This is a genomic window from Reinekea thalattae, assembly GCF_008041945.1.
GTDB classification, from domain to species: domain Bacteria; phylum Pseudomonadota; class Gammaproteobacteria; order Pseudomonadales; family Natronospirillaceae; genus Reinekea; species Reinekea thalattae.
On sequence record NZ_VKAD01000001.1, the window covers coordinates 615307 to 639774 of the forward strand.

At 44.1% G+C, this 24468-nt stretch carries 24 protein-coding genes; 4 read left to right on the top strand and 20 right to left on the bottom strand.

The features are described 5' to 3' along the window. Positions 1–8: 8 nt before the first annotated feature. Positions 9–188 (bottom strand): 50S ribosomal protein L32, encoded by a 180-nt coding sequence (gene rpmF / locus FME95_RS02830; protein WP_132700476.1) that lies wholly within the window; start codon positions 186–188, stop codon positions 9–11. 34 nt (positions 189–222) lie between these two features. Then, positions 223–735: a YceD family protein gene (locus FME95_RS02835; RefSeq protein WP_147712921.1), complete on the bottom strand. Its 513-nt coding sequence runs from the start codon at positions 733–735 to the stop codon at positions 223–225. Between the two features lie 105 nt (positions 736–840). On the opposite strand from FME95_RS02835, the gene FME95_RS02840 reads away from it, so the two are divergent. After that, positions 841–1428, top strand: coding sequence for a Maf family protein (locus FME95_RS02840; RefSeq protein WP_147712922.1), 588 nt, complete (start codon positions 841–843; stop codon positions 1426–1428). A 28-nt stretch (positions 1429–1456) separates the two neighbouring features. Here the strand turns inward: FME95_RS02840 and FME95_RS02845 are convergent, their stop codons facing one another. Next, positions 1457–2443, bottom strand: a complete 987-nt coding sequence (locus tag FME95_RS02845) for a S49 family peptidase (protein WP_147712923.1) — start codon at positions 2441–2443, stop codon at positions 1457–1459. Positions 2444–2625: 182 nt separating this feature from the next. Further along, complete coding sequence (rluC, locus tag FME95_RS02850) at positions 2626–3567, bottom strand: 23S rRNA pseudouridine(955/2504/2580) synthase RluC (protein WP_222709895.1); 942 nt, start codon at positions 3565–3567, stop codon at positions 2626–2628. Positions 3568–3999: 432 nt separating this feature from the next. Between rluC and rne the strand changes: the two genes are divergently transcribed. Next, entirely contained in the window at positions 4000–6576 is a 2577-nt protein-coding gene (gene rne / locus FME95_RS02855) for a ribonuclease E (RefSeq protein WP_222709896.1), read from the top strand. A 209-nt stretch (positions 6577–6785) separates the two neighbouring features. On the opposite strand, the gene FME95_RS02860 is transcribed toward rne, so the two are convergent. The 11 genes from FME95_RS02860 to FME95_RS02910 form a co-directional block, all read right to left on the bottom strand. Next, a complete protein-coding gene (locus tag FME95_RS02860; RefSeq protein ID WP_147712925.1) occupies positions 6786–7448 on the bottom strand; it encodes a hypothetical protein in 663 nt (220 codons plus the stop codon). A gap of 231 nt (positions 7449–7679) precedes the next feature. Then, on the bottom strand, positions 7680–8693 hold the full coding sequence (locus FME95_RS02865) for a ComEC/Rec2 family competence protein (RefSeq protein ID WP_147712926.1): 1014 nt from the start codon (positions 8691–8693) through the stop codon (positions 7680–7682). A gap of 34 nt (positions 8694–8727) precedes the next feature. Next, positions 8728–9735 (bottom strand): UDP-N-acetylmuramate dehydrogenase, encoded by a 1008-nt coding sequence (murB, locus tag FME95_RS02870; protein ID WP_147712927.1) that lies wholly within the window; start codon positions 9733–9735, stop codon positions 8728–8730. Beyond that, positions 9732–10199: a low molecular weight protein-tyrosine-phosphatase gene (locus tag FME95_RS02875; protein ID WP_187265422.1), complete on the bottom strand. Its 468-nt coding sequence runs from the start codon at positions 10197–10199 to the stop codon at positions 9732–9734. The genes murB and FME95_RS02875 overlap by 4 nt, the downstream gene beginning before the upstream one ends. Further along, entirely contained in the window at positions 10199–10942 is a 744-nt protein-coding gene (gene kdsB / locus FME95_RS02880) for a 3-deoxy-manno-octulosonate cytidylyltransferase (protein WP_147712929.1), read from the bottom strand. The genes FME95_RS02875 and kdsB overlap by 1 nt, the downstream gene beginning before the upstream one ends. Next, positions 10908–11906: a tetraacyldisaccharide 4'-kinase gene (gene lpxK, locus FME95_RS02885; protein ID WP_147712930.1), complete on the bottom strand. Its 999-nt coding sequence runs from the start codon at positions 11904–11906 to the stop codon at positions 10908–10910. Before lpxK ends, kdsB begins: the two co-directional genes overlap by 35 nt. Positions 11907–12030: 124 nt before the next feature. Further along, complete coding sequence (locus FME95_RS02890) at positions 12031–12456, bottom strand: ExbD/TolR family protein (RefSeq protein ID WP_147712931.1); 426 nt, start codon at positions 12454–12456, stop codon at positions 12031–12033. Further along, the gene (locus tag FME95_RS02895) at positions 12453–13073 is read right to left on the bottom strand and encodes a MotA/TolQ/ExbB proton channel family protein (protein WP_147712932.1); all 621 of its coding nucleotides are present in this window, start codon (positions 13071–13073) and stop codon (positions 12453–12455) included. The genes FME95_RS02890 and FME95_RS02895 overlap by 4 nt, the downstream gene beginning before the upstream one ends. Before the next feature lie 60 nt (positions 13074–13133). Continuing rightward, on the bottom strand, positions 13134–15395 hold the full coding sequence (locus FME95_RS02900; protein WP_187265423.1) for a ComEC/Rec2 family competence protein: 2262 nt from the start codon (positions 15393–15395) through the stop codon (positions 13134–13136). Positions 15396–15493: 98 nt separating this feature from the next. Further along, positions 15494–16180: an ABC transporter ATP-binding protein gene (locus tag FME95_RS02905; protein ID WP_147712934.1), complete on the bottom strand. Its 687-nt coding sequence runs from the start codon at positions 16178–16180 to the stop codon at positions 15494–15496. Beyond that, a complete protein-coding gene (locus FME95_RS02910) occupies positions 16170–17414 on the bottom strand; it encodes a lipoprotein-releasing ABC transporter permease subunit (protein WP_147712935.1) in 1245 nt (414 codons plus the stop codon). The genes FME95_RS02905 and FME95_RS02910 overlap by 11 nt, the downstream gene beginning before the upstream one ends. Positions 17415–17544: 130 nt before the next feature. Between FME95_RS02910 and FME95_RS02915 the strand changes: the two genes are divergently transcribed. Further along, on the top strand, positions 17545–18093 hold the full coding sequence (locus tag FME95_RS02915; RefSeq protein WP_147712936.1) for a hypothetical protein: 549 nt from the start codon (positions 17545–17547) through the stop codon (positions 18091–18093). Positions 18094–18168: 75 nt separating this feature from the next. On the opposite strand, the gene dinG is transcribed toward FME95_RS02915, so the two are convergent. Beyond that, a complete protein-coding gene (dinG, locus tag FME95_RS02920) occupies positions 18169–20286 on the bottom strand; it encodes an ATP-dependent DNA helicase DinG (RefSeq protein ID WP_147712937.1) in 2118 nt (705 codons plus the stop codon). A gap of 65 nt (positions 20287–20351) precedes the next feature. On the opposite strand from dinG, the gene kdsA reads away from it, so the two are divergent. After that, positions 20352–21197 (top strand): 3-deoxy-8-phosphooctulonate synthase, encoded by an 846-nt coding sequence (gene kdsA / locus FME95_RS02925; RefSeq protein ID WP_147712938.1) that lies wholly within the window; start codon positions 20352–20354, stop codon positions 21195–21197. 82 nt (positions 21198–21279) lie between these two features. Here kdsA and FME95_RS02930 read toward each other — a convergent pair whose 3' ends face one another. The 4 genes from FME95_RS02930 to hupB form a co-directional block, all read right to left on the bottom strand. Further along, complete coding sequence (locus tag FME95_RS02930) at positions 21280–21858, bottom strand: KdsC family phosphatase (RefSeq protein WP_147712939.1); 579 nt, start codon at positions 21856–21858, stop codon at positions 21280–21282. Further along, the gene (locus FME95_RS02935) at positions 21842–22078 is read right to left on the bottom strand and encodes a hypothetical protein (RefSeq protein ID WP_147712940.1); all 237 of its coding nucleotides are present in this window, start codon (positions 22076–22078) and stop codon (positions 21842–21844) included. Before FME95_RS02935 ends, FME95_RS02930 begins: the two co-directional genes overlap by 17 nt. Positions 22079–22156: 78 nt before the next feature. Next, the gene (locus FME95_RS02940; protein ID WP_147712941.1) at positions 22157–23992 is read right to left on the bottom strand and encodes a SurA N-terminal domain-containing protein; all 1836 of its coding nucleotides are present in this window, start codon (positions 23990–23992) and stop codon (positions 22157–22159) included. Positions 23993–24093: 101 nt separating this feature from the next. Next, complete coding sequence (hupB, locus tag FME95_RS02945; RefSeq protein WP_222709947.1) at positions 24094–24393, bottom strand: nucleoid-associated protein HU-beta; 300 nt, start codon at positions 24391–24393, stop codon at positions 24094–24096. Positions 24394–24468: the final 75 nt, after the last annotated feature.

Below are 24468 nucleotides of genomic sequence, written 5' to 3' on the forward strand. Positions count from 1 at the left end.
TAATAAAATTAATCGTCTTTACCAGCTACGACTTTCTGGCCTTTATAAAAGCCATCTGCAGAAACATGGTGACGACGGTGAGTTTCACCACTTGTCGCATCTACAGAAGTTGTCGGTGCGGTTAAAGCATCATGAGAACGACGCATACCGCGACGTGAACGTGTTACTTTACTTTTTTGAACTGCCATGGCTTAAAGCCTCCTACTATTAATACTTTTGAAATCACTTCAAATCTTTTAAAACATCGAATGGATTCGGCTTTGACGGTGCGTCCTCTACCTCATCCAATCCAAATTGGGTTTCAATCTTACAATCGCCCTCAGGATGCATTGCATGCATAGGAAGACAAAGCAAAAGCTCATCTTCAATAATACTGGCTACATCTAGCTGCTCGTCTGGCAAGTGCAATAACGAATCAAGCCCTGCCGGTAATGCTCTAGCCATTTCGTCGTTATAAACGATAGCTAAGGTGAATTCACCACTCAACTCAACGGGATAAGGCTCCATACAGCGCTGACATTCAAGACTGACAGCACAAAAAACCTTACCTTCGATAACTCGCCGACCTGAATCATCTCGCTTAAAAGACAACTGAGCTTCGGCTGACTTATCGATCGACACAACCGCTTGAGATAGCCGATTGAGTCGCAGAGCTGGAACCACACCTTCCAAACCAGCTTGCTTATCGGCAAGTTGGTAAGGATTTATATTTTCCGGCATTTCGAAATTTGACATAGGCGCGGTATAATACGTATGCACGCCCCTAAGTCAAAGGCTTTTTAGGCTAAAATCGGTTTCTCGCCCAGTTTGTTCGTTAATCTTCTTTGAGTCGCGCTATTCATGTCCAACTTCAAGCTAATGCTCGCCAGCACATCTCGCTATAAACAACAGCAATTACAGCAACTTAAGCTGCCTTTTGAGATATGCGACCCGCACGTCGATGAAGACCATTCACGCAGCGATAATGCCGAACAACTCGCCATGCTACTAGCCGCACAAAAAGCGGAAGCAGTTTCGTCTCAATTTCCTGAGCACTGGGTCATCGGGTCGGACCAAACCGCGATAACTGCCGACGGCTATATGCTTAACAAGCCACTCAATAAAGAAAAAGCCTTTGAGCAACTGAGCCTTTGCCAAGGGCAAAGCTGCTACTTTTATAGTGCGGTCAGCCTAATTAACAAAGCACTAGATGCTCGCCAATGCTGGTCAATCAAAACAGAAGTTAACTTTCGGGATTTAAGCGCTGCAGAAATACAGCGCTACATTGAGCTCGACGATCCGCTTTATTGTGCTGGCAGCTTTAAAATCGAGTCGCTGGGCATCAGCCTATTCAAGTCAGTTCGCAGTGACGATCCTTCTGCATTGATTGGCTTACCATTACTCAGTCTGTGTAATCAGCTGAGGCATGCCGGCTTTGCACTGCCTTAACTTAACAGGCCGACACCCCTACAGATCTTTATTGCAGGTTAAACTGGTCGTTTTGCAACAGCTTAACCAAGTTTTGCGCCACCGATGCACCAAATCGATTGGTGAACTGCTCAAATGGCGATGGACGACTGGTAAAATCGACAAGACTAGGGTGACCAATCTCTCTAGCCAGCTGCCCAGTTGATTTCAAGCCATCAATTAACCCAAGCTCAAGCGCTTGTGAGCCAGTCCAAAACAAGCCAGAGAAGACATCCTCTGTTTCAACCAGGCGATCACCTCGCCCCTGCTTCACGGCATCAATAAATTGCTCATGCACATCCGTCAGTAATGCTTCAAACAAGGCCTGCTCTTCTGGGTCGACGTCAGAAAATGGATCTAAAAACGCCTTGTGCTCGCCAGAGGTAAACTCTCGACGTTCAATACCTAGCTTTTCGATTAAGCCTTGGAAGCCAAAGCCGGCCGCTGTAACACCAATAGAACCAACAACACTTGCACCATTGGCGTATATTTCATCCGCAGCCGAGGCAATAAAGTAAGCTCCGCTTGCACCGGTATCAACAATGACCGCATAGATCGGGATCTCAGTATAGATTGCTCGCAGGCGACGAATTTCATCATAAACATAAGCCGACTGAACAGGGCTACCACCAGGACTATTAATACGCAGCACCAGCGCCTTAGTCCCCTGATGACTTAATGCACGCCGGACATTGGCAATAATGGCGTCGGCATTGGCCTGATCAGATGCAGATATCACGCCGTCGATATCAACCACGGCAGTGTGATCAGTCGAATGGGCATGATCACTCAGATCGACACTGTTTTGAAAATAAACACCCAACAGCACAAACAAATAGATAAAGGTTAATAATTTAAAAAAGATTCCCCAGCGACGCCCTCGTTTAAGCTCCGCTGTATTTGCCATAACAACTCGCTCAATGAGTCGCCATTCTTTTTCCGATGACGCTCCAGATGAATAAGAGTCAACCGATGGTGTCTTTTTACGACCGAACATGTGAAATCCTTATAATAAAACAGCCTAATTCGTTGCTAAAACGACACACTGATTAAATGCGCCTCTAATAAGCTACGTATAGATCTTACTCAGGGGTTAACGATTATGATGCAGCTTTACCACTATTTACTTAATCTTGTGGCCTTAATTTTAATGACATAAAACGATAATGGCAGTGATCATTAGTCACTTAATCTCGCCAAAAGCGCCTGCAAGCTAGGCTCAATTTGTGCGCGGAAGACCATCTCCTCACCACTAACAGGATGTGGAATCGTCAATTGTGCCGCATGTAAAAATAATCGTTTCAAACCAATTTGCCGGCACAGCTGCTCCGATTGAGAGTCTTGGTATTTATCATCCCCTAAAATAGGATGGCCGGCATGCAAGCAATGCACTCGAATCTGGTGAGTGCGCCCTGTGATTGGCTGCGCTTCAACCCAAGCGCATTGATCAAACTGCTTCAAGAGTCGATATTTTGTTACCGAGGCCTTGCCTTGCGCATTAACCGATACCCGACGCTCGCCACTGGCAGCTTCTTCGTGGCGCAAAAGCGGCGCATCAATTCGCTTTTTGTCTTCAGGCCAGCGCCCTTTCACTAAACACCAATAGGTTTTTTGAACCTGGTGTTTGGTGCGAAAATAATCTTGCAGCAACGTCAAGCTGCTGCGTTTTTTGGCAACCAGCACCACGCCGGAAGTATCTCTATCAAGCCGATGAACAAGCTCTAAAAAACGATCATCAGGTCGATCAGCCCTCAATGCCTCAATAAGCCCCAACGTTAAGCCCGAGCCACCATGCACGGCCAAACCTGAAGGTTTATTTATTGCAATTATGTAATCATCTTCATAAATGACAGCATCGATTAATGCACGCCGCAAACCCTGGCTTGGCGAATGAACAGTCTTTTCTTTCTGAGCTTCTGTAACCGGTGGAATGCGCACCTCATCACCAGCACACAATCGGGTTTCAGGCTTTGCTCGCTTGCCATTCACCCGAACTTCGCCTTTGCGAATAATGCGATAAATCCGACTTTTAGGTACATTATTCAGATGAAAGCGTAAAAAATTGTCCAATCGCTGATCATCACGATCCTCTTCAACAGATACAAACCTAACCTTTGACACAAAGCTTCCTTTCAGATTCTTAACGGCGAGGATGATAGCAGATAGCAGAGCGTTGAAGCAGCAAGGGTTTACTGTTATATTGCAGGAGCTTGGTATTCTATGTCGGCGCCCAGAGATCACACAGGCGTTCAGGCACAGAAGCTCAACAACAATGAAATTTATCGGTTGGGCAGCAAGAACAGATTTAAAACAGAACGAAAGGCCTTCAGAACAGGTTGAAAGTATTCCTAAAGTACTGTGAATACTGCTAAAAAGAGCCGGAAACTCCATAAGACTCTGCCATTTTCTGAAACAAGGCTCGTTTAACATTGCTAGTTGTTACATGCGTTAAAAATACGCAGTTTGTATTGTGTAAATTGATTGCTAACGATGTACCGCTCTGTCTGCCTGTTTTGCTGCTCTGAAATCAACAACTCAGAGTAATATCCCTTAATGAAAAGAATGTTAATTAACGCAACGCAAGCCGAAGAGCTTAGGGTTGCACTCGTAGACGGACAACGCATTTACGATCTGGACATAGAAGCCGGATTTAGAGAACAAAAAAAGGCCAATATCTACAAAGGCCGAATCACCCGCATCGAACCCTCGCTAGAGGCTGCATTTGTCGATTTTGGCGCTGAGCGTCATGGCTTCCTACCTCTTAAAGAAATCTCCAAAGAATATTTTATTGACCCTTCTATGTCCTCTCGCTCTAACATCAAAGAGCTGATCAAAGAAGGCACTGAAGTTATTGTTCAGGTTGATAAAGAAGAGCGTGGTAACAAAGGCGCGGCATTAACAACCATGATCAGCCTTGCTGGTCGTTATTTGGTGCTGATGCCAAACAATGCTCGTGCAGGTGGTATTTCTCGCCGAATCGAAGGTGATGAGCGCGCACAAATTCGCGAAGCACTGCAGGGTGTCACTATGCCGGATGGTATGGGCTGCATCGTTCGTACTGCGGGTATCGGTCGCTCGACAGAAGAGCTGCAATGGGATTTAGATTACCTAATGCAGTTGTGGGGCACGATTAAAGAAGCCTCTAACTCTCGCCCTGCTCCGTTCCTTATCTTACAAGAAAGCAATGTTATCTTACGTGCGATTCGTGACTACCTACGTCAAGACATCGATGCCGTAATGATCGATAACAAAGATGCTTACAACTATGCGTTAGACTTCGTACAGAAAGTCATGCCGAGTTATCAGAACAAGATTAAACTCTATGAAGATACGGTACCGCTTTTTAACCGCTATCAAATTGAGTCTCAAATCGAAACAGCCTTCCAGCGCGAAGTGAAACTACCGAGCGGCGGCTCGATTGTGATTGATCCGACAGAAGCTCTAGTTTCTATCGACATCAACTCAAGTCGTGCGACCAAAGGTGTGGATATCGAAGAAACCGCATTCAATACCAATATGGAAGCGGCAGAAGAAATTGCACGTCAACTACGCTTACGTGATATGGGCGGCCTGATCGTTATCGACTTTATCGATATGAATCAAGCCAAGCACCAACGCGAAATTGAAGCAAAAATTAAAGAAGCGACTAATACCGACCGAGCTCGCGTTCAAATTGGCCGACTCTCTCGTTTTGGCTTACTTGAAATGTCACGTCAACGTTTACGCCCTTCTTTAGGCGAAACCAGTGGTATTGTCTGCCCTCGCTGTAGTGGCCACGGCACCATTCGTGATGTGAAATCGTTGTCACTTTCTATTCTGCGCCTAATCGAAGAAGAAGCGTTAAAAGAGCGTACTGCGCAAATTCGCACCATCGTGCCAATGACCGTAGCAACCTTCTTGTTGAATGAAAAACGCGATCAAATTTCGGACATCGAAAAACGCCTAAACGTACACGTACTCGTGGTACCGAACCCAGAAATGGAAACGCCACATTATGACGTACAACGTTTACGTGACGACGATGAATCGGTTATCGAAGGCCAGCCAAGCTACGCCATTAAATTTGAATCTGAACCATCTGAAACAGAAGCGGTTCTAGAAAACACAGCGAAGCCTCAAGAAGCCGCAATCTCAATGCTTCAAGCTCCTCGTGCGCCCGTTCCAGAAGCTGCGCCGAGCAAGCCGCAAAAGGCTAAAGCTAAAAAACCGGTGACTCGCAAAAAGAAAAAAGCCAGCCTAGCTAGCAAATTAGCTTCTTGGTTTGGTGGTTTGTTTAAGCAGGAAAAGAAAACCAAGCGAGTGACGAAACCTAAGCACAAGTCTGGTAAAGTACCTGCGAACAAAAACAATCGCAATAGAAATGACCGTAATGATCGCTCATCTAGCAATTCACGTCGTAACTCGCAGTCTCGTACTCAATCGAACGAGAACAAACAGCCACGTCGTAAAAACAATGCTAACCACGAGCAAAAAAAATCGACTGACGATAAGTCAACCGAGGTAGAAAACAATACCAATAGCCCAAAAACAACTAAGCGCCGTCCGAGTCGAAACGCTCAAACAGGTCGTGTGTCGGTTGATGAAATTGGCTCTAACAGAAAAGGTCGCGGCGAGAGTAAAAACTCAGCTAAGCGAGTAAAGCCTGTTAAGCCAACTGAGATTGTCTCGGAAATCGATTTTGATCTTGTTGGTAAAAAGCCTGAATCAGCTGAGCCAGTATTGGATGCAAACGCTGCGGAGCAAACGACAAATCCAGTCAATGCTATGCCTGATGTTGAAGTTAGCACTGAGCAGCTCAATCAGCCTACTCAACAAGAGTCAGCAACTGAGGCGAACACAGATACTGCAGCTGTCGACAAAAGCCAGAACCAACCGGCAAACAGTCAACCGGCAGAAAGCAGTCAGCCGGAAAGCTCTCAGTTTGATGTTTCGCCAACACCGAGTGTTGAGCGCGAACCATTAGCACCAGCTGAAGCTGCAAGCCCTAAAGCGAGCGAGCAAACAGAGGTTGCTGCAAACGACGAAAACCAGGCGTCGGATGATGATAAAAAGCCGACCCGCGCACCGAACGACCCAAGAGAAGTTCGTCGCCGTCAATTAGAAGCTGAACGCGCATCTTCTGAAGACTAAAGATCGAAATAGGCTATAGCCATTAAAAAACCGAATAGCGACATGCTATTCGGTTTTTTTATATCTGCGGTTTTTTATATTTTCGGTTTATTGGCATCTGAAAATAGATAGCTCTTTTCGATCATAAAGCCCCTTTAAACTACAGGCTATTTCTAAACCACAGCCCCTTCTAAGCCACAGACCCTTCTAAGCCACAGAGCCCTTTTAAACTAAGCATCAAAATTACTAATCGCTAAATAACGGTCGATCTCGGCACTCGTCGAGCCAGACGATAAATTGTTGGCAATACTCAGCGTCAAGGTTAACTTATTTAACGCCTCCTGATCAGAATCGGACAGCTCTAACTCGCTGTTTGAGCTAGCATTCTTTAGTTCATCCACGACACTTTGAATATTAACTGCGCGACTTTCCGCTGTAGGACTATCAATATTATCGATCACCAGCTGCGCCTCTTCTAATATGCTGATTAATGAACTTTGAGAGTCACTGCTTTCTAGCTCAGCAACTAAGTCATCGATAAAAGAAGAAAGCTCACTAATCGTTGAGGTGCTTTCTGTTGAAGCGCTCTCTGTCGAGGTGACACTGGCTGACAATCTGGTTGCCTCGCTGGTGGTAATAAAACCATATTCTTCTAATCGACTAATAAATTCACTCGACACTTCAAAGGCACTCGGGCCTGCCGAAAAAAACTCCTCGTTAAGTTTTTGCAATTTCTGGCTTCGGGTTGATAACTCAACTGAACTTTGCTCTGTTGAGCTCTCTTGGTCATTAACATCAGTGCTAATCTCATCGATCTCGCTAGAGGCAATGGTTGAATCGGTTTGATTAGCGATAAAGCCAGTGTTGATTAAGCTAGATGCAATCTCTGTCATTGGGTGTCCTTATTTTTAGATGCATAGCTTGCAATAGCAACGATCGTGCCTAACGTCAGCAGGGCTAAGCCTCAGTGTTTATAAGGGGTTTCAGAGGGTAGGAAATGAAATAATTGCCGTTATCGGCATAAGGTTGCCGCATGACAATGTTTAACTGAGCGGCAATTGACTGACAATGAATATGAGGATCTAGATGACTGATCAATTAGATCAGTCATCTAGACTTAAACATTACTGAGACATGCTGGTGGTACGGATGGTATAGCCGTCTTGGTTTGATATAACAGCAATATGCCCTTCGATACCATTAACATAAGCATTAATAGACCGCTCATTGAGTACTGATTGAAGCGCTTTCAATTTTTTCCAATACTTGACTGACGAGGCCGCCAAATAGTCTTTTGCAACAACATTATCTAAAAATGCATCCGGTACAAACGACTTATCTGAACTTAAAGGAATAGTCGCTACATCAACATCGTAGGCTTGGCTTAAAAAATAATGCTCCAATGCAGTATTGTTATCACCCGTAATTAAAAATCTATTTCCATAATCACTCAGCATGGCGACAAAGGGTGGCACACTCGGTTCTTTACTCTGATCATCGGACAAGGCCGGTAACGATGCATGTGAATACAGCACCTCGATAAATGTATCGTCGTCTATATCATACCTTTCGTTTGGCATCATAATATCAATAGTAAGGTTCTTGTACGCGGCAATATCCCTAAGAACCTCTAATGGCTCCTGCTTATTACCACCAGATCGATCTTGAGTATCATTTATATTACTTGGCATATTTAATTTAATTGAACCAATCGAAATGTCATCCGACAGTAATAGTTCTCGTAAACCACCGTAACTCTCCGGTGAAAAACTCATTAAGTAAATTGTAGAAAGATAACTCACTTTATTTTCTTCAAGATATCGAGCTAAGCTATGTTCTTTTTTATTTTGATAACTTCCGGTATCAATCAAAATAGATTCTGTATTTTTAGTAATGAGGTGCGCATCAGAATATTGACCGCCGGATAAATTGACCGACACCCAATGCAAATTACCATCATTGAATGCATTATCATAATTACCGGCATTAAAAATAAAATTTTCATCTCCGAATTTTTGAGCTTCAAATGGGAGCACCCGCGTCTGGCGTTCAAATCGAATAACACCAGAAAAACAAATTGCAACCAATAACAAAAGTGCAGCAATTAAAGAAAATATAACTTTAATTTTCATGTTCATTTACTTCTCCAAAACAAACATCGATTAAATCGAACTACCAGCAACGAGGCTCTATTTCTAGCTCGACCGAAAACAACTGCTGCACCTTTGCTTGTACTAATTCCGCCCAAGATAAAACGGCTTTTCCACTCGCCTTATTCGGGTTAATTAAAACAAGTGCCTGCTTTTCATAACAGCCGACACCCTCATCGCCAACACAGCCTTTTAGACCAGCCTGATCAATCAACCAACCAGCGGCAAGCTTCACCCCTTGATCTGTTTTAAAGCTGACTAAATTTGGCCATTGAACACTTAACTGTTCAAATGTTTCTTGAGGCACCACTGGGTTTTTAAAAAAACTGCCAGCATTGGGCAACACCGTAGGATCGGGCAATTTTTCTTGTCGAGTTTTAACAATGAAATCGAATACAGCTTTTGCACTCAGTTTATTGGAGTCGGCCAAGGCGCTCAGTGCACCATAAGAAATAACGGGATTAAACTCTTTACTTAATTGAAAGCAGACGGAGGTGATGATGTATTTATTTTCTTGCTGTTTAAATAGACTTTCTCGATAACCAAACTGACATTCTGGCTGAGAAATTTTTTGCGTTTGCTGAGCAACAAGATCGTAGGCGGTCACTTCAACAATAGTATCACCGGCCTCTACGCCATAAGCCCCAATATTTTGTACCGGTGCTGCACCGACTGTACCGGGAATAAGTGCTAAATTCTCTAAACCATAATAGCCATGTTCAACACACCAAGAGACAAAGTCGTGCCAGTTTTCACCGGCACCTACGCGAACTCTAACAGACGCGTTATCCTCTGAGATAATGTCGATACCTTTAATTTCATTTTTTAATACCAGCGCATCAATAGACTCACTTAAAACCAGATTACTGCCCTCTCCCAAGGTTTTAACAGACAGTTGCATCTGTTGTGCAAGCGCCGCAACCTCTGCTACATCATTTGCCTCTTGTAAGCGATAAAAGTAAGACGCTGAAGATTGCACGGCCATGGTATTAAGGCGCTGCAATTCAATATTTTGCTGAAAAGAAATCACCGACTTGCATCCTGTTTGTAATGTTCGATGATACCAAGCGCGATACTTTCACATTGCTGAATAACATCATAAAAACCCTGTGCATCACCATAATATGGATCCGCAACATTGATAAAGGATTGCTCAGAAAAACTCGACGCCATTGCAACTGTTGCCAAACTACCCTTGGGTTGTATGTGATGGATATCACGCAGATTGGCTTCATCCATCGCTAGAATCAGATCAAATTCATTGAAGTCTTCAACGTTGAGTTGCCGTGCAGATAATGACGACAGCGCATAACCCTTAGCCTTGCCTGCAGCAATAGCACGCTCATCAGGAGGATTACCTATGTGATAGCCTGCAGTGCCAGCAGAATCAACCTCGACACTATGAATCGATTGCTGCTCTAGTTTCTGTCTCAATACCGCCTCAGCGGTCGGTGACCGGCAAATATTACCTAAGCAGACGAATAACACCTTCATCAGCTTTGCTCCTCAAATAGAGCTCTGACTGTCGCTAAATCTTCTGGCGTATCAACCCCGACAGGAATAGGACGCTGGGCTTTATCGGCATTAATAAAATGTCCGTTCTCCATAAACCGTAGCTGCTCTAATTTTTCCAGCGCTTCTAACTGGCCTTCAGCATAGTTAGTAAATTGATCAAGGGCTTTTTTACGGTAAGCATAAACACCGACATGGCGCTTAAGACTGTCTGTTTGCTGTCGCGTATTATCGCGATCAAAAGGAATACTGGCGCGACTAAAATACAGCACACGATTATCTTGGCCCTGAACCAATTTAACGATATTTGGATTGTCCGCCTCCTCAACAGAGACTTCTTCGTAGAGTGTCGCAACCGAGGCATCAGGAGATTGTTCTAATAAAGAGGCAACCTGCTGCAAATTTTCGGATGGCATAAGAGGCTCATCGCCCTGTAGATTGATCACAATGTCATCGTCGAGCAAGCCGAGTTTACTGGCAGCCTCTTGCAATCGATCGGTACCACTTAAGTGATCGGCCTGAGTCATAACAACGCGATAACCCGCCGCTTCGACAGCCTGGGTAATTCGCTCATCATCTGTCGCGACCACCACCTCTGTAAACTGGCTGGCATCCACCGCTTCACAAACACGCACCACCATGGGTTTGCCGGCAATATCTTGCAGCGGCTTACCAGGTAATCGTGTCGAATTATAGCGTGCTGGAATGATGACTACTTTTTTCATGAATAAGCGCCTCAATTTTGCTTAAAATATTTACTTTAAATGCTTCAGGCAACTCAAAATCGAGCTTTAAAACATAAAGATTAGGATAGTTTTCGAGGTTAATTTTGACTGCGTCTTTTTCGGTAATAACCAACGGAAGTTTTGAATCGCTGAGAATAGACTCGGGTATAAAGTCATGATCATTAAAACGATGACGTTCTGCAATTTGAAACCCGAGTGCTTCAACGCTAGCAACAAAAGAGTCAAAGTTACCTATCGCTGAAGCCAGATTAATCGTTTTTTCTGTCAGACTTTTACCTTCAGCGTTTGTTGGCGGCGTAAAGGTTAAGTTAGCGGCATAACTTAGCTGCAATGCCTCAGGCAGGATTAATTCTCTACTTGGCTGACCTTTGGTGACAATAAAATCAACGCTTGCTAGTCGCGCCATAGATTCACGCAGCGGCCCTGCTGGCAGTAATTTTTGATTACCAAACAGTCGCTTAGCATCGACCATTAAAAGCTCTAAATCTCGATGCATGCCATAGTGTTGCATACCATCATCACTAATAACGACATCAACTTCATGCTGCTGTAATAGATAACGCACGGCACAATCGCGATCTGGGTCGACAACCACCTGACAACCGGTTCTTAGTTGGATCAGCTTGGGTTCATCGCCCACCTGAGCAACCGATGACTGCGCCGTTAAAGATACAGGGTAATTCACTTTCTGTGTTGCACCATAGCCACGACTGACCACGCCAACTCGAATGCCCTGCTGTTGCAATGCGGTCACCAACCAAATAATCATCGGTGTTTTTCCGGTACCACCAACCGTTAAATTGCCAACCACAACGACGGGGGCTTGATAGGCCGTTTGGTTACGCTGACGACGGCGTTTATCAGTCAGACGACGCACCAGAGCTGACAATGGCGATAAACAAAAAGCCTGCCATCCAATGTTCGTTTGATACCAAAATTTCATCACAGACCTGCGTCGTAATTTAAGGAATTATGATTCTTCATGAGTTTGGCAAATCTTGACGAATAAGGCATAACTCGACTAGCCGAACCCGATGAGTCTTCAATTGCTATTTGCATCTTTAGTTTCAGTTAGCGTCTTCGGTTTCACTTTGAGTGGTAATACTGACTTTAACAAAACCTAATTGAGCGGCGGCATCAAGTGCAGTAACAAACGCCTGATGAGGCGCCTGTGCGTCACCTGTTAAAACAATGGGCAGATCCGTCTGGTTTGCCGACAATTCAACTAACGCCGCCTTCAACGAGGCAAGATCGGATCGAATCAATACTTCTCCGTTAAGCGCATAGCTGCCTTGGCGATCAATCACAATTTCGATGGGTAATTGCTGCTCTGCCTGAATTTCACTCTGACTTTGCGGCAAGTCGATCTTTAACTGTGTTTGCCGAGTAAAGGTCGTGGTCACCATAAAAAAGATTAACAATAAAAAAACCACGTCAATCAATGGCGTCAGATTAACGTTAACCTCTTCTAAGCGTTTACGGCGAGATCTCATTTTTTCTGTGCGGCCCCATCCGAATGAATCGCATCAACAAGCTTAATGCTGTCTTGCTCCATTAATACCGTTAGCTCATCAACTTTACGTACCAACGCGCGATGAAAAACTACCGACGGAATAGCCACAGTTAAGCCCGCTGCGGTAGTAATCAATGCCTTAGAAATACCGCCTGCAAGAATACTGGTGTTGCCGGTACCTTGAGTCATGATATCGCTAAAAACATCGACCATACCCAACACGGTACCGAGCAAACCTAATAACGGCGAAATTGCAGCGATAGTACCCAGCGTACTGAGGAATCTCTCCATTTCATGGGCCGCATGATCGCCCGCTTCCTGAATGGCGTCTTTCATGGCATCGCGGCCATAACGAGAGGCTTGTAAACCTGCAGCAAGCACAGAGCCGAATAAGCTGCTTTGGCGTAGGTTTTTAATCTTTTCAGAGTCGAGCTGTTGATTTTTAATCCAGCGCCAAACCTGAGGCAACTGATCTTTAGGTCGCACATTGGCAACCCGCAACGTCCAATAACGCTCGATAACAATGGCCACCGAGATAATAGAACTGATGATAATAGGCCACATAAGAATGCCGCCAGATTTGATAATTTCGTACACAGTCTGCCTCCTGATATCCGCTCTACTCTATCATAGCCTGAGCCTCAAAATGTATAAAAATCAACGTATAAGACGCATTCTATAGGCGGTTGCTGAATGCTTAACCTTAAGCCCATCGCTATCAAAGTACAGTCGAATAGAGCCAAGTTGCGCAGTGCTTAACAATTGTTGCTCTGGGTGAGCATCAAACCAGCTGACAATGGCCGCAGCTGGCCAGCGCGGCGATAGCCGATCACCGTTGCTGACTAAGTAAAGCGCGCCTCTATTGGCTTGCAGCCAATCATGTGAGGAACTGGTGGCAGAACCATGGTGCCCAAGCACGACGATATCTAACGGGAATAGTTCAGGATAAGCCTGCAGTAAAAAATACTCGATCGATTTTCCCGCATCGCCCGTAATAATCATTCGCTTGCCTTGAGCCTGATAAAGCAAAATACAGGAGTGGTCATTACTACTTTGCCGAAACGGCTCCGGCACAGCAATAAAGCGCATATTGGGTGTCGGTGAAGTATCGGCATTGCAATGATTGAAACCGCTGCGATGCGGCGCTTTAGCGAGCCTTTCTGGCTGCCCAGACCAAGCCAAAAAGGCTGCCTGCGTGTTCATAATATACTCAACTGCCATGGCGTGATCGGCATCCGCATGGGTCACAATTAAACCGCTTAACGGGCCTACTTGCCGATCTAAATCACGCTGAAAATAACTTAAGCCAGACCTTAATCCTCCACCTGTATCAACCAACCAACGACCATACTGATCTTCAATCAATAGCGAGGAGCCGTGCCCAACGTCATACAGAGTGACGCGCGCCGCCTGCGTCTTCATCATGGGAAGACGATAAGCAAAGCCATAAAAACCATACCTAATCAGACTCACCAACAGAACGAGCAGCAATACAATGGATGTTAAACGTCGATCAACAAACCATATGAATAAAACCAAAAGAGCAACAACACTGATCACCAGCAACGGCGAAAACCAAGCAAACTGAAATGCAAACTGCTGCGTCCAGTGCAACAACATGAGCAATGTCTGAACGACGAATTCATACACCGAAACAACTATGGGCATGGGTTGCAGCGCAATTAAAAAAGCCAATGGTAATAGTAAAAAACCAATCAACGGCGTTATAAAAAAATTCAACACGCCTGCGAAAGGATTCATCGAAAAGCCAGATAAAAAAGCCCATGGCAACGTTGTTAATGACATGGTGCATTGAAATAAAAATAACCGAAGTAACCAATGGCCGAGGCTCATCCATTGCCAACGAATTAAAACAATGATGATTAATATAGAAATAAAACTTAGCCATGCGCCTAATGACAACCAAGCTTCTGGTTTCAATAACGACAGAACGGCCAAGGCAACTAACAGCGCCATCAACCAATTAAGTCGAATGGCTAAACGCATTATCATGAAAGGAACAAGCAGCATAATCAGCGCTCTGGTAGCAGGTACTGGCCAGCCTAAAAACGCGACATAGAGAACAACAAACAATAGCGCTAACGTATATTGAACCGTTGTCGACAATAACAATCGACTCGACCAAGGCTGCATCACGACTTTAATCAGCAGCAAGCAAAACACTGAAATAAAACCGATATGCATTCCACTGACAACAAACAGATGCATGAGTTGATTTTGGCTGAAGGTATTTTTTAAATCTTGATCAATAGAATGAGACCAACCTAAAAATAGCGCAGCCCAAATATCGAAGGCTGAATCAGAATGAAAACTCGCCTGTCGATTTTTGTAGAGCCTTTCGGATCTTTTGGGTTGGTATTGCAAACTATATAGATCGACCAAGGTTGCCTTAGCATCCATCTGCGTCGAAAAATAATAGCGATCAGCATCAAAGCCACCAGGTGTTAAAAACCCAAGTGGCTGCCTTAAGCGAAAAGCGCCAACAAGGCAATCTCCCGGATAGATGGGTTGCGTAACCTTTGCTTTAGGCAAACTGATTTGAATATTACGTAGCTGCGTCTGCGCTGGTTGAGAAACAACACGAGCCCGACTAAACCAAACATCATCGTAACTGGCTACTGCCCTATTAATACAAACAGTCAGTGGTAAGGTTTGATGTTTCAAACTTGCGGGCAATGGATGCTGTAGTTGACGCTCCAGCTGAATTAACATCAGGCTGGCCAACAACGCATAGACGAGCAAAACATAGGGGTGTTTTTGCTCGCTAAAAAATCGACGCTGCCTGCCATAGTAAAACAAGCTGACTAATAGCGTCGCAGCAATAAGGATAAGACTAGGAAATAAACCAAACTGATACCAAACAGGTGGCAGCAGTGGCAAAAAAAAGATTACAAACAATGTCACCATCCTTGGTTTATTGATCGTACAGCGATTTATTAATTATATAACTATGATTTAGATGAAGCTCATTCGCCCGCAATAAATAGATGTTTCTGTTATCGAACTTGAGTTAATTGGCCTTTAGTTAAACGATATTGAGTTGGGAATTGATTAGACCATTCTTGGTTGTGAGTTACGACAACAAAAGAAGTGCCCGTCTGTTGGTTAAGCGATTCAATCATCGATTGAATCTGTTCAGAAGTCTGTTCATCCAAGTTGCCGGTTGGCTCATCCATCATAACAATACCAGGTTTATTAACTAAGGCTCTGGCTATCGCAACACGTTGACGCTCACCACCAGACAACTCCGCTGGGCGATGATCCATACGATCTTGCAAACCGACCTGTTGCAATAACTGCTGAGCATAGAGGCGAGCCTCTTTCGTTACCTGGTTTCGAATTCTATGCGGGATCAATACGTTATCGATTGCAGAAAATTCAGGTAATAGGTGATGGAACTGAAACACAAAGCCCATAAACTGATTGCGTAATTTTGCACGAGCAACATCGCCCAGTTTATTGATCGCCTGCTCATCCATGTAGACGCTGCCTTCACTCGGATCATCCAAACCTGCCAATAGATTTAACAGTGTTGTTTTACCTGAACCGCTGGTGCCGACAATGCTAACCATTTCACCTTGAGAAATTGAAAAATCAATTTCATTAAGCACCTGAATATACTCACTGCCCATCTTAAATTGGCGTGAAACCGATTGGCATTTTAATACGGATTTAAGACTCATAACGAAGGGCCTCCGCCGGTGAAATTCGAGAAGCCTTCCACGCAGGATAAATCGTTGAACACACCGATATACAGAAACTTGCAGCAGCAATTAGATAGACATCGGACCATTTTAATTGCGACGGGATGTAACTAATAAAATAAACATTGGCATCTAAAAATTGAATGTGAAACACCGATTCTATCCAAGCAATAATATCGGCAACCGAAAGCGCACCAATAACACCTAGAATCACACCAATAATGATACCGACCAAACCAATCGCCGTACCCTGCACCATAAAGACCGCTAATATTTGTCGTCGCGTTGCGCCCAAAGTGCGCAACACGGCAATTTCGGCTTGTTTATCCGTCACCAGCATGACCAAACTAGATACTGTATTAAAGCCAGCCACTGCGATAATCATAAAGAGTAATAGCCCGACGAGCTTTTTCTCCATTTGAATGGCTTTAAACAGGTTACCCTGTGTACGAGTCCAATCGCTGACGTAGTAAACATCGGTTAGTTCACGACCTACATCAAATGCGGTCTGTCGCGCCTTAAATAAATCTGATGTTTTTAACTGCACACCGTCAACGGCACCGCCATAAAGCATCAGTTTGCCTAAATCATCGATGTTAGTGACGACTAAACCTGCGTCCATTTCTGCACCGACTTCAAATAGGCCTACAACAGTAAAGCGCTTAAAACGAGGTTGTATGCTGGCAATGTTTACTGACAATTCAGGCACAATTAATGTCACCTTATCGCCAACATCGACACCCAATATATGCGCCATTGTGGTTCCTAAGATGGCACCAAACGGCTGATTAGCGAGATCTTCTAATGAGCCTTCCACTATGTGTTCAGGCAATATAGAAACACTGGCAATGGTTTCCGTGTTGATACCACTGAATAAGGCGCCGCGATTAACATTGTTGGCAATGACCATGCCTTGGGTTTCAATATATTCTGACGCACCCTCGACTAACGGATGCTGCAAAGCTTTATCAATAATTTCTTGCTGCTTGGTCATCTCACCAGGCAGTGAAATGGTGGCATGAGGCACCATACCAAGAATACGATTGCGCATTTCTTGATCAAAGCCATTCATGACAGAAAGTACTATAATAAGCACCATGACGCCGAGCGTAAGACCGGCCATCGATAGTGCAGAAATGAAAGAAATAAAGTGGTTACGTCGCTTGGCGCGTAAATATCTTAAACCTATATAAAAAGGCAGGCTGCGGTACATAGTTTGGATATTCCATTAAACTCTATGATGAGAGACTATTCTATGGTGAGATAATATACTGTTTAGAGCACTATATTGATACTGTATGGCTGTCGTGCCCATTTTACACAACTATGACATCGGAGCACTCATGAATAATAATAACGACCCTCATCAGAATGACGCCTTTCATGTCGACATGACAGCGATTGTTGACCTAAAGCCTGCTGATGCAGAATCGTCAGATGCCGCTAATTGCTTTCCCGAATTACACGCACTGGCATTAATGTCTGAAACCTCAAACATCGACGATGAGTTAACCGCCCTAACCGATCGTATTAAAGATATAACATTAAAAAAATCGGTTTCTTTGCTGCATAAAAAACTCAACATCATCACTTCGCTTATCGATATAAAAACTGCGCAACAAAAAAATTCACCGCCTCAATCAATCAATATGAGCGAAGCTAATTGTCGACTCATTAAACCGAAAGGTTTCAATATTGGCCAACGAGTCGCCATCGCCATCATTTTCACACCTAGCTACTTCACTCATTTTTCGTTTGCTAAAGTCAGCCAAGCTAAGCCAATAGATGAATCACGGTTAGAATATCTATTTGAATTTGAAAACCTAACCGAAGCTCAAAAGCAGCAACTGATCAAACATATGTTCAGAGCACAAACCTCAGGACAAAGCTAAGCTATTGATAAACCGTTATTCGACTTTCAAAGGTGTTATTCGACTTTCAAAGGTGTTATTCGACTTGCCAATGCGTTATTCGATTTTCCAATGATAGTTGGGTAACGAGTTAATAATAGTTTTCCCATAGCGTTTGGAAACAATACGTCGATCCATAAACCAAATAACGCCACTGTCCTGCTCTTGCCGAATCAGTCGCCCGCAGGCTTGCACTAACCGAATGGTCGCCGCGGGTAAGGTAATCACTTGAAACGGATTCATGCCTTTACTTTCCAACCACTGCGCCAATGTTGAGGTGATGGGGTCATCTGGGACACCAAAAGGAATTTTCGCAATAACCAAATGCTTCAAATAGTTGCCCGGTAAATCAACACCTTCGGCTAAGCTTGCCAAACCAAATAGCGTAGAACCCCCACCCTCATTCAGCCGCTCTTTATGATGCTCGATTAACGCTGTTTTTGGCAGATCATCTTGCGAGGTGACTAATGCTTTCCAGTCGTCATTTAAGCCTTCATAGACCTCTTGCATCTGCGCTCGCGATGAAAACAATACCAAGTTGCCTGTTTCCATTGGCAGGTGCTGATGAATAAGAGCAACAATCGACTCACTATGAGCATCTCGCTGACTACCCTCTACAGCCAATGCAGGAATAGTCGCGGTAACTAAATTTGGGTAATCAAATGGGCTCTCAACTTTTAAGACATCGGCCTGCTCCGGAATGCCACACTGAGTCATAATGCGATCAAACTTGCCAGCAACCGTCAGCGTTGCTGATGTCACTACCGCACCGCAACAGCGATTCCATAGAAAGTTTTTTAATACTGAGCTTGCCGAAACTGGGCTGGTGTTAAGTATTAAATCTTGGTTATCTGCGTTATCAATTCTGTCTAACCAGCGAGCCACTGGTGGCGCATTCTCTGCATCAGGCTCAAGCCAACTGTCGACCAACCCTTTAGCTGGTTCAATTCGGCTTAGCCATCGGCCAATAACCGGCAGCGCATTTTGTAAGCGTTCTTTTTCTTGAGGATCATCAGAGGCTGAAAGTTGCTTGCGAGTATGTTCATCTAGGGCATTCATCGATGCATACAAACTGGTGAACGGATACACCAGCGGATTAAGTAAATCATCCAACGGCTGTCGCTGCTCTGATTGTAAAAAGGTCAAGGTGCGCTCTTCTGAGCTTAACCGATTAAACCAAGGTTGCATCGCAGACCAAGTCAATGATAACTGCTGATGCGCGTCATTTAAGCCATCCACAATGGTGGCTAATAATCGCTCTGCCGTATCACCGTATGCTAATTCAAGACGAACTTTCGGAATCTGTTTACGAATGGCATCAATCTGATTGAGCGTGTATTTAACGGTTAATTGCTGAGCAAAATGCGACAGCGCTTTTTCGGGAAGATGATGGCCTTCATCAAAAACATAAATGGTGTCTTCTGGTGCTGGTAAGATTGCACCGCCACCAAGAGAGAGATCCGCCATAACCAAGTCATGATTAGCAATAATCACCTGTGCGTTTTCAAGCTCACCACGCGCTTCAAAAAATGGACAATTTTGATAATGCGGGCAACGCCGATTGAGGCACTCCCGATGCGAAGAGGTTAAGCTGAACCAGAGATTATCGTCGATTTTATCTGGCCAGTGATCTCGATCTCCAGACCAAGCGCCACTGCCAAATTGCGTCATTAACTCATTGTATTGAGCTAAACTCGCCTCATCGGCCTCCATGGTTTCTTCAAACAACGACATGGCCACCACGGTACCGCTATAAAACTGAATTAGTTGCTCAAGCTTTTGCGTACACAGGTAACGACTGCGCCCTTTGGCTAGAACTGCTTTAAAATTCAGCTCCGTATTTTTAGCAATATCTGGTAAATCTTTGTTAACAACCTGTTCTTGCAAAGCAATGGTGGCCGTTGAGATAACCAGTTTTTTCTCCATCGCCATTGCTAAGCTGATAGCACTTAACGCATAGCCAACCGTCTTACCGGTTCCGGTACCCGCTTCTACAACAGCAATACCGGTACTATTGGCTTGGCGTACGCCTTCATCATCCAACGCTATATTGCCTAAGGTTCGAGCAATTTGAGCTAGCATATGCTTTTGACCAGAGCGAGGCTTTAGGTCACGGTTTTTTAGATATTCAGAGTAAGCCGTTTGAATATTGCTTTTTACGGTATTGGAGAGCATTTGAAATTTAGTTTAAAGGAAAACAAAGTTACAATACCTGAAACTCATATTAAGAGGAACTTAGAATGCAACAACGTGTGGTTTCAGTCGCGAATATTGAATGCGGCAACGACAAACCCTTTACCCTATTTGGCGGTATCAATGTACTGGAAAGTCGTGACTTAGCCCTAAAAGCCGCTGAGACTTACGTTAAGGTAACCAGCGAACTTAATATTCCTTATATTTTTAAAGCAAGCTTTGATAAAGCCAACCGCAGTTCCATTTCAAGTTTCCGCGGCCCAGGCTTAGAAGAAGGTTTAAAGCTGTTACAAGAAATTAAAGAAACTTTTGGCGTGCCGGTCATTACCGATATTCACGAACCTTTCCAAGCGGCTCCTGCTGCTGAAGTTGCAGATGTTATTCAGCTGCCTGCTTTTTTATCTCGCCAAACTGATCTGGTAAAAGCCATGGCAGAAACCGGTGCAGTCATCAATATTAAGAAGGCTCAGTTCTTAGCTCCGCATGAAATGGCTCACATCTTGAACAAGTTCCAAGAAGCTGGAAACGACAAACTGATTTTATGCGAACGCGGTACTTCGTTTGGTTACAACAATCTCGTTGTCGACATGCTAGGTTTTGGAATAATGAAACAGACTGGTTTCCCAGTTATTTTCGATGTTACTCACGCACTACAAAAGCCAGGTGGTCGTTTAGATTCTGCTGATGGTCGCCGTGCTCAGGTTACCGACCTTGCTCGCGCCGGTATTGCACAAAAAATTGCAGGCCTATTTCTTGAAGCTCACCCAGACCCTAATTCTGCAAAATGTGACGGACCTTCAGCATTACCACTGGATAAGCTTAAGCCGTTCCTAGAGCAATTGAAGGCGGTTGATGAAGTTGTGAAATCGTTCGACGATATCGTTACAGAATAACTCGATAACTAACACTAGCTACGCTACTGGATAAACAGTTGCTGGAGAAACAGCCTCGACCGGCTGCAACCCCTGAATAGCATCAAGATCGATTGCGTTCAAATAACGGTGTTGCAGCCAATTTATAAGCTTCAGCTAAAACCCCTTTCGCATTTAACACTATATCGCACACCAGCCGAGCCACCCCTTGGCCACCACCTAATGGCAATACGATACTCGCCTGCTCGCAAACCAATGCATATGCGTCGCTGGGGCAGATAGAAACACCCACCTGAGTCATAACGCTAAGATCAACCATGTCATCACCGACGTAACAAACTTGCTCTAAAGAAAGTTCAAGTCGATCTAATAATTGCTGCACAATGGCAACCTTGTCTTTAACGCCTTTAAAGTAATATTCGACACCTAAATCAGACATGCGCTGATCGACCATAGCGCTGTCTTTCGCTGTAACAACCGCTACCGCTATAGACTGGTCCTGCAATAACTTAATGCCAACACCATCTTTAACATTAAACAGCTTTACGACCTCACCATTACTGCCATAAACAAGCTGCCCATTGGTTAAAACACCATCGACATCAAAGACGACCAAGGATATTTTGTTAAGCGCCGTATGAGCACCTTGATAATGCTGAGTGAGATCATCCGAATAAGTCATACTGCGCTTCCTGATTATCAGTTTCAGTCTGATCATCTAACCAAAACTTAGGTTTTGAAAAGGTCTGTTCTATTTGTCGTGATAGGCTTGCTGTTAACTTCTTTGAACCTGCCACAAGCTCTTCAGCGACGGCCTCATCAATGCCTAAGCAAAAACTAAACTCCGTTACACCAATAGCATTTTCTTGCAGTAAATCGGCTAATTTTTCCGCTTGGTTCATTTTCTTTCCTTACACAAAAAAGGCTGCATAACGCAGCCTTATTTTAGCAGTCAAGAACCATGACTGCGTAGCATGAGATTAACGAATTTTAATTTTCGCTTGCTCACGCGCTAAATTAAACATCAGTTGCAATTGATCAATACTGGCCAATTGACTACTTAAATTTTGTGAGGCCTCTAACTGCTCAGCAGAAGGCTCGATCTCATTAACTGCAGTCACTGCAACAACATAGGCGGTATCACCCTGCACTGCCGATGCTGAAATACTTGGCTGACCTTCACTTGGCTTAGCCAGTTCAAACGCGGTCACTAATACTTCTGAAGGCAAAGCTTCTGCATCAACACGAGTCACACTAACAGCTGGCTGCCAACTATCATCAACGGTTGCGGTGGCGACTGCTGAGTCAATAGCCTGTTGCATTAGCTCGCGGGATTTTTCCAGCTGAACAATGGAGGCAATCTGCTCAGAGACTTCTTCAAGCTCACGCAACATCTCTTCTTGGTAATCGGTTTTTTGTAAAACAACTAAATCGTTATTTTCCAAACGAACAACGTCGCTTAACTCATCGCTAAAGACAACCGCATCAGAAAACGCAGCGCTTTTTAAATCGTCATTTGCAAAAATACCTTGAGTTGTATCACGCTGAATCCAATCACTGGTTTGTACATCAACACCAAAAGTTTCGGCGACTTCAGCAATATCACTCGATGTAAAAGCAACATCGGCTAATTCTTCTTGAACAACATACAACTCTTGTGCTGCTGTATCGATCTTAATCTGTGCAACCAGCTGCTCTCGTAATTCTGATAGAGGTTCAATCGTTGGGCTTTCTAATGAATCCAAACGAATAATATGAACACCATCATCAGTGGCTACCGGTGCACTGTAATCACCTGGTGCAGCTAAGCTAATGGCTGCATTATAAAGTTCGTCGGCGTAAACACCTTCAAAAAGTTCACCTAGCTCACCACCGATATCAGAACTACCTGGATCATCAGAAAGCTCTGCCGCTAAATCTGCGAACTGCTCACCGTTGTTTAGGCGCTCAATAGCAGCCTGAGCCTGAGCCATTAGGTCATCGCCTTCAGTAAACATAATGTGTGAAATACTGCGGCTTACTCGGCTTTCTAATTCCGCTACGTAGGAATTATAAGCCTGCTCAATCTGCGCATCGGTCACTTCAACCTGACTTGCTAAGTGCTCTTGTGTTAGCGAAACAAAGGAAACTTTAATCTGCTCAGGTGACACAAACTGATCTTGATTTTCATTGTAGTAATCTAAGATCTCTTGCTCTGTTGCTTGCGCTTCAGACAAAAAGTTCACTGAACTAAATTCTTTATAACGAACTTCACGCTGTTGCGCGCCAAGTTTGGCGTAACGGCTTGCTATTTTTTCAACATTAAACGCGCTGTTTTGAACCGATGCTTGCATTTGCGTTAATGCCAACAATTCTTTTTGCTCTGCTAAAAAGCTCGCGTGTGTATAGCCGTTAGACGCCAATAGACTTTCATAAACGCCTTTATCAAACTTACCATCAATTTGGAAAGCGGGTACATCGGCAAGCGTTTTTAACACCTGCTCGTCCGACACTTGAAATTTCAAATCGCTAGTCAGCTGCTGTTCAAGTGTCTGATTAATTAATTCGCTAAGAACCTGATTTCTTAGTAACGAAGAATTTGCCAACTGTGCGGCAAACTCAGCGCCATACTGACTCACTAATGCTTGCTGTTGACTGGCTAAAGATCGCTGAAAATCGATCTCTGAAATTTTTTCGCCGTTAACCGTTGCAGGAGAATTATTGCCTGCGATAGAAACAATAGACTCGGCACCGAACAAAACAAATGTAACAACGATGAGTCCAACAATGATTTTACCAACATGACCCTTGGCTGAATTTCGAAAAACCTGAAGCATTGATATTCCTAACGGCCTTGAAGCCTTTTATAAAAAAAAAGCGCATCGGATGACACGCTACAATTCTTAGTAGAATACACGGGCCAGAGGCCCGCAAAAACTTAATTTACAGCGTCTTTTAACGCTTTACCTGCTTTGAAGCTAGGTACTTTAGCTGCAGCGATCTCAATTGGAGCACCGGTCTGAGGGTTACGGCCCGTACGTGCAGCACGGTCTTTTACGGAGAATGTGCCAAAACCAACAAGAACTACTTGATCACCCTCTTTTAACGCTTCTGTTACAGAATCAACCATTGCATCCAATGCACGACCTGCAGCAGCTTTTGAAATATCAGCAGCTGCAGCTACAGCATCAATCAATTCAGATTTATTCACACTATTCCCCTTTACTATGTTGTATATATAAGACAATGGATGCGTTCTTAAATGTTGCAATCCAATGCTTTGTGAACCTTATTAACTATTAATAATTGTGCT